This window comes from Streptomyces sp. NPDC047981 (assembly GCF_040653315.1).
In the GTDB taxonomy this organism is placed as follows: Bacteria; Actinomycetota; Actinomycetes; order Streptomycetales; family Streptomycetaceae; genus Streptomyces.
The window spans coordinates 78580-85265 of the sequence record NZ_JBEZNQ010000037.1 but is presented as its reverse complement, the minus strand read 5'-3'; the positions used below and the strand labels follow the sequence as shown (position 1 = coordinate 85265).

6 protein-coding genes are annotated in these 6686 nt (G+C 74.7%); 3 read left to right on the top strand and 3 right to left on the bottom strand.

Going from position 1 to position 6686, the window contains the following annotated elements; all coding sequences use genetic code 11:
- Positions 1–201 precede the first annotated feature (201 nt).
- Positions 202–678, top strand: coding sequence for a hypothetical protein (locus AB0E14_RS22615; protein WP_362420857.1), 477 nt, complete (start codon positions 202–204; stop codon positions 676–678).
- Here the strand turns inward: AB0E14_RS22615 and AB0E14_RS22610 are convergent.
- On the bottom strand, positions 673–1647 hold the full coding sequence (locus AB0E14_RS22610; protein ID WP_362420854.1) for a hypothetical protein: 975 nt from the start codon (positions 1645–1647) through the stop codon (positions 673–675). The genes AB0E14_RS22615 and AB0E14_RS22610 overlap by 6 nt on opposite strands.
- A gap of 138 nt (positions 1648–1785) precedes the next feature.
- On the opposite strand from AB0E14_RS22610, the gene AB0E14_RS22605 reads away from it, so the two are divergent.
- Positions 1786–2427 carry a sigma-70 family RNA polymerase sigma factor gene (locus AB0E14_RS22605; protein ID WP_362420851.1) on the top strand — a complete coding sequence of 214 codons (642 nt, stop codon included), beginning with the start codon at positions 1786–1788 and terminating at the stop codon, positions 2425–2427.
- Positions 2424–3440 carry a CU044_5270 family protein gene (locus AB0E14_RS22600; protein WP_362420848.1) on the top strand — a complete coding sequence of 339 codons (1017 nt, stop codon included), beginning with the start codon at positions 2424–2426 and terminating at the stop codon, positions 3438–3440. Before AB0E14_RS22605 ends, AB0E14_RS22600 begins: the two co-directional genes overlap by 4 nt.
- Before the next feature lie 79 nt (positions 3441–3519).
- Here AB0E14_RS22600 and AB0E14_RS22595 read toward each other — a convergent pair whose 3' ends face one another.
- Positions 3520–4965: a glyceraldehyde-3-phosphate dehydrogenase gene (locus AB0E14_RS22595; RefSeq protein ID WP_362420845.1), complete on the bottom strand. Its 1446-nt coding sequence runs from the start codon at positions 4963–4965 to the stop codon at positions 3520–3522.
- A gap of 90 nt (positions 4966–5055) precedes the next feature.
- Positions 5056–6648, bottom strand: a complete 1593-nt coding sequence (locus tag AB0E14_RS22590) for a molybdopterin-dependent oxidoreductase (RefSeq protein WP_362420842.1) — start codon at positions 6646–6648, stop codon at positions 5056–5058.
- Positions 6649–6686 lie beyond the last annotated feature (38 nt).

Here is a 6686-nt window from a genome sequence, read left to right as displayed (position 1 = left end):
GGCACGCGCCCGCGCGGACGCGGCACGCGAGGCGCTCGGCTGACGCTCCGGCGGCCCGCCCTACCGCGGGCGCCCCCGTCCGAGCAGCGCGGACCGCGCTCGCACACCTACGCCGTCCGCCTCGGTGACCGCTGCCCCCGAAGCCCCCCGACTCCTCGACACCCCTCAGGATGACAGGCGTCGGATGTCAGGATGGGCGGCATGGATCATGAGAACGGGTGGGGTCCCGGGCCGTTCGGGGAGGGTGACGCGGGCCGCGACGCACTGCTGGAGCTGGTGCGGCGGTCCGCGTCCGACGTGCCGGGCGGACGGGTCGTGGCGGCCTCGGTCGTGTGCGAGCTGTGCGGTTCGGCGGAGTTCCCGTCGGCCGAGTTCGAGGTGTGGGGCGGCGAGTGCCACTGCGTCGGCTGTCTCCTTCCGATCGGGGTGCGGGACGGGGACGTCCTGCCCCGCGCCTTCGGCATGGCCGACGGCCGCCCGTGGACACTTCCGCCCGCCGACGGCTCCCCCGAACCGGAGGGCTACCTCGACTGTCCCCGAGGCCACGGTGTGTTCCACGTGGCCGTCGCCCTGGTCCTCGACGAGGCCGCGGAGGTGCGGGCTGTCTCGGTCGGGCTGAGGTGCCCGGAGGACGGCGGGCTGCACCTCTTCCTGGACGGGCACCCGGTCGCCTCATAGCCGGGCCGCGCCGTCGAAGCTCCGGGTGGTCGTCGCGCCGGCGCGGACATGGATGCCCTCGGCCCGGTAGGACTCCGGCGGTTGTTCCGGGGTGCTCGGGCGGACCGTGTAGACGACGTCCCAGGCGCCGCGTTCGGGGGTGACGAGGTACGTGGCGGTGCCGGGCGTCGCGAGGGGCCGGGACAGGCCGACGGTGGGTCCCTCGCTGGGGAGCAGGTCGACGGTCGCGGTGCCGGGGGCGCCCTGCGGTGCTCCGCCGTGGACGAGGAGGGTCGCCAGCTGCCGGGGCGAGGGGTGCAGGGTGAGCCCGGTCAGGGCGCGGGCGGACGTGCCGGTGTGGCCGAGGGCGTAACTCACGCTCCCGGCGCTCCAGTACGCGTCGTACCACTGGCGCACCGCGCCGGGTTCGGCGGCCGGACCCAGGTGGGCGACGCGCAGCGTGGGGGCGTCGACGACCTGGTTGAGGAAGCGCTCGGCCCCGTCGTGGGTGATCCGGAGGAACATCCCGCCGTGCAGGAAGGCGGCGGTGCGGGCGGGCGGCCGGACGTCGACCGGCCGCGCGGCGCGGGCGTCGACCGTGACGGTGGTGTCCCGGTCGAGGTCGAGGCGGGGTCGCACGATCCAGTCCGTGCCGCCGCCGGAGCCTTGGGCGGTCAGGACGCTGTCCAGGACGTAACGGCCCCTGGGCAGGCGCACGGTGACCGTGCCGGAGGGGTCGTACGGCTGGACGCTCTCCTGCGCACCGGGCCCGGAGAGCCCGGAGACGGTGGTGGCGTAGGCGCCGGTCGGCCGCCCCGCCCGGTCGAGATGAGTGATCGTCAGGCTGTACGTGTCCGGGGTGCGCCGCGCCGCGACGGCGCCGCCGGCGGGGGCGAGGCCCGCGGCGGCGACGACCGCGCCGAGCGTGGCGGTCCGCAGGACGGACCGGCGGGAGGGCGACGAGGGCCGGGAAGGAGAGGACGTGTTCATGATCCGTACTGGGCCGCCGGGCACCGGCGTTCCCGTGAGCCGCGTCACACCCACCCTCGGGCCGGGATGCCAGGAGCTGTGGCGCGGATCACCGGAACCCGCCCCGCGCGGCGGCCAGTACCGGGTGTGGAAACAGTGATGAGAGAGCGCCTCCGCGGCGGCGACCGGGAGGCCCTGGGTGAGCTGTACGACGCGCACGCCCAGCTGCTGTACCGGTATGCCCTGCGGGTGACCGGCGACTGGGCGGAGGCCGAGGACATCGTCTCGGCGACCTTCCTCGAGGCCTGGCGCAGCCGCGAGCGGCTGCGGCCCGAGGGCGACGGGCTGCGGCCGTGGCTGCTCGGCATCGCCACCAATCTGATGCGCCAGGGCGCGCGCGCCCGCAGGCGCCGGGACCTCGCGCTCGCCCGGCTGCCGGAGCGCGGCTCGGTGCCGGACTTCGCCGACGAGGTCGTCACCCACCTCGCGGACACCGAGCAGCTGCGGGCGGCGCACGTCGCTCTCGGCCGGCTGCGTCGCCGGGACCGCGAGGTCTTCACGCTCGTCGTGTGGGCGGGCCTGGACTACGCGGCGGCCGCCGAGGCGCTGGGCGTCCCGGTCGGGACCGTCCGCTCGCGGTTGTCCCGCGCCAGGACCCGGCTGCGCGCCTTCGCCGCCGCCGAGTCGGCGCGCACCGCGCGGGAGGCGCGGTCGGCGCGCGACCGGAACACCTCACCCCACCGGTCGGCGGCGGGCCGCGCCCGCGCGGTCCGGCCCGAGCCCAAGGAGAGCCACGGATGACCATCGGCCCGCACCGCACCGGGGACCACGATCACGCCGACCCGGCCGGGCTGCTGCCCCCGCCCGCCGTACCCGCTCTGACGCCGGAGCGCGAGCAACGTCTGAAGGCGGCCCTGCTGAGCCGCGTCTCCGCACTCGACGAGCTCGACGCCCTCGACGCCCGGACGGTGACGGCGGCCGGGCGCCGGCCACGGCCGCGGCTGGTCCGGGTGCTGGCACCGGCCGTCGCCTGCGCCCTGGTGATCGGCGGCGCGGTCGCCCTCGGGCCCTCCGGGACCCGCCCTGCCGTGAACGTCCCGGCCGCCGCCTCGCCGGAGGCGGCCCGGCTGCTCGACCGGATCGCCCTCGCCGCGGGCGAGGAGACGCGTCCCGCGCTCAGGGCCGACCAGTTCGTGTACGTCGAGAGCAGGGTCGCGTACGGCTCCCAGAGCGCCGGGGGCGGCCCGGTCGCCCTGGCCCCCGCGCACACGCGCCAGGTGTGGCTGTCGGCCGACGGCACGCGCCCGGGGCTGCTGCGCGAGGAGGGCGGAGCCGACTCCCCGCTCGGCGCGGACCCCGCCGCCCGTACGACCGTCGAGGCACTCGCCGGGCTGCCGACCGACCCCGACGCCCTCCTCGCGCGCATCCGGCAGGACGTCGGCGCCGGGAGCGCCGCGGCGCCGGGAGCCGATCCCGACCAGTCGGCGTTCGCCGCGATCGGGGACCTGCTCATGGAGACCTGGGCGCCGCCCAGGCTCGGCGCCGCGCTCTACCGGGCGGCCGGGAGGATCCCCGGGGTGGTCGTCGTGCCGGCGGCCACCGATGCCGTGGGCCGCCCCGGGGTCGCCGTCGCCCGGACGTCCGGGGGGCGGCAGACCCAGTGGGTCTTCGACCCGGCCACCCACGCGTTCCTCGGGGAGCGCACGGTCCTGACCGAGTCCGGCGAGGCCGGGACGAAGGGCACGGTCGTCGGCACGTCCGCGATCCTGACCAGGACGGCCGTCGACCGGGCGGGCGAGCTCCCGCGCCGCTGAACCCGCACATGGGCGAGGCCCCCGCCGGGTCGGGCGGGGGCCTCGCTCATGCCTGCGTACGCGCCGGGCGCGCCGGGGGTCAGACCGCCGGGGCGGGGTACGTCGGGTACTCGACGCCGGAGACGTGCTGGACGACCCGGATGACCTGGCACGAGTAGCCGAACTCGTTGTCGTACCAGAGGTAGAGGATCGCGTTGTCGCCGTCGACCTTGGTGGCGCCGGCGTCGACGATCGACGCGTGGCGCGAGCCCACGAAGTCCATGGAGACCGCGTCGGGGGCCGTGGTGAAGTCGATCTGGCGCTTCAGCGGCGAGTGCAGCGAGACGTCGCGCAGGTAGTCCAGGACCTCCTCGCGGGTGGTCTCGCGGCCCAGGCGCAGGCTCAGGATGGCGATCGAGACGTCCGGCACGGGGACGCGGATCGAGCTGCCGGTGATCGGCGCCTTCAGGTCGGGCAGCGCCTTGGCGACGGCCGAGGCGGCGCCGGTCTCGGTGATGACCATGTTGAGCGGCGCGGAGCGGCCGCGGCGGTCGGCCTTGTGGTAGTTGTCCAGCAGGTTCTGGTCGTTGGTGAACGAGTGGACGGTCTCCACGTGGCCGCGCAGCACGCCGTACTCGTCGTCCATCGCCTTCAGCGGCGGCACGATCGCGTTCGTGGTGCAGGACGCGCAGGACAGGATCTGCTCGTCCGGCTTGATCGTGTCGTGGTTGACGCCGTGCACGATGTTCGGGACGTCGCCCTTGCCCGGGGCGGTCAGGACGACCTTGTCGATGCCGGGGCGCAGGTGCTTCGACAGGCCCTCGCGGTCCCGCCACTTGCCCGTGTTGTCGATGAGGATGGCGTCCTTGATGCCGTACGCCGTGTAGTCGACCTCCGAGGGGTCGTTGGCGTAGATCACCTTGATCGTGTTGCCGTTGGCGACGATGGTGCTGTTCGCCTCGTCGACGGTGATCGTGCCCTGGAACTGGCCGTGGATCGAGTCCCGGCGCAGCAGCGAGGCGCGCTTCACGAGGTCCTGCTCGCCGCCGCCGCGCACGACGATGGCACGCAGCCGCAGGCCGTTGCCGGAGCCGGCCTTCTCGATGAGGAGGCGGGCGACGAGGCGGCCGATGCGGCCGAAGCCGTAGAGGACGACGTCGCGGCCGTCGCGGCACTCGATCTTGTTCTCGCCGGTGGCACCGGAGACCGCGGAGGCGGTGAACTCCTCCACCGAGAGACCCTGGTCGTCGCTCTTGTAGGCCTCGGCGAGCAGCGCGATGTCGATCTGCGACGGGCCGAGGTCGAGCGTGGTGAGCGCCTGCAGGAACGGCAGGGTCTCGGTGACCGAGAGCTCCTCGCCGGCGATCTGGCGGGCGAACCGGTGGGTCTTGAGGATGCTGACAACCGACTTGTTCACCAAGGATCGGCTGTGGACCAGGACCGTGACGTCCCGCTCCCGGTGCAACTTGCCGATGATCGGAATCATCGACTCCGCGATCTCCTCGCGGTTCTTCCAGCTGGTGAACGAGTCGTCATTGACAGTCACGAGTTCATCTTTCGAGCTAGGTGGTGCTCATATGCTAACCCGACCGCGTTTCGATCTTGTCTTGGGGCCCGTCCTCGGCGCCGCGGCCCCTCAGGACTCGACCGTCACCACGACCGAGTGCCAGCCTGCGGCGCCGTCCGGCATGGTGTCCGTGCGCCGCTCGGGCTGGGTGACACCGGTGCCGTCGGTGGCCCGGACCGTCAGGGTGTGACGACCCGGCGCGGCCTGCCAGGGGTGGACCCACTGGCGCCAGGTGTCCCGGCTGTCCTCGGTGCCGAGCCGGGCCTCCCGCCAGGGGCCGTCGTCGACCCTGACCTCCACCCGCGCGATGCCCCGGTGCTGGGCCCAGGCGACCCCGGCGATCATGACCTGTCCGGCCGCCGGGCGGGCGAAGGACCGAGGGGTGTCGATCCTGGACTGGGTCTTCACCGGAGCCTGGGCGGCCCAGCCGCGCGGGACCCAGTACGCGTCGTAGGCGTCGAAGGTCGCCAGTTCGAGGGACTCGATCCACTTGCAGGCGGAGACGTAGCCGTAGAGGCCGGGGACGATCATGCGGACGGGGAAGCCGTGGTCGAAGGGGAGCGGTTCGCCGTTCATGCCGAAGGCGAGCAGGGCGTCGCGGCCGTCCATGACGTCCTCGACGGGGGTGCCCAGGGTCATGCCGTCCACGGAGCGGGCGACGAGCTGGTCGGCCGGTCCGCCTTCGGACGGCGGGCGCACCCCTGCCCGGCGGAGCAGGTCCGCGAGGCGCACGCCGAGCCAGCGGGCGTTGCCGACGTAGGGGCCGCCGACCTCGTTCGAGACGCAGGCGAGGGTGATGTCCCGTTCGACCACCTCACGGGCCATCAGCTCCCTCAGATCGAGGGAGAGTTCGCGGGTGACGCCCGTGCCGTGGACGCGCAGCCGCCAACCGTCGGCGTCGACCTTGGGGACGACCAGGGCGGTGTCGACCCGGTAGAAGTCCCGGTTCGGCGTGATGAAGGGGCTGATGCCGGGCACGTCCAGCTGAGCACCCGGCGGTACGGCCGGGGCGGCGGAAGCCGGCCGGGGCAGCCGCAGGGCCCTGCGGGAGGCGGTGGCGGCCTCCCCCGAGGGCGGTCCCACGGCCCGGCCGAGCGCGGCGGCGACGGTCGCGACCACGCCCGCGCCCGCCGCGACGAGGAGGAAGCCCCGCCGGTCGGCGCGGGCGGCCTCGTGCGGCGGTTCGCCGGCCTCGGAGGCGAGCAGCCGGCCGATGAGGACGTACAGCAGGAGGGCCCCCGCCGCCGCCCCGAGGAGCGAGGGCAGGGCGTCGAGCGCGGAGTCGGAGTCCGGCCTGGTGACGGCGGCGAGCGCGCCGACGACACCGAAGCCGAGGACGCCCGCGGCGCCTGCCGCGCGGTGGCGCAGGGCGAGCAGCCCGAGGGCGGCGGCGAGCAGGCCGAGGACGAGCACGATGCCCGACAGCAGGACGGCCTTGTCGCTCTCCCCGAACGTACGGATCGCCCACTGCTCGACGGCGGCGGGAGTCCGGTCGACCACGGCGTCGCCGACGGCCGTGACCGGGCCGGACTCGTGGCGGATCAGGCCGGCGAGGAGGTCGGCCACGGCCAGGGCGACGTAGCCGGAGAGGAGTCCCCCGCCGACGGCGAGGAGCCGGTCGGTGCGGGTCGGGTGCCGACGGGGGGAGCGTGTGGCGTTCATGGTGCACAGCATCGGCACGCGGGAACCGATGTGGCGGG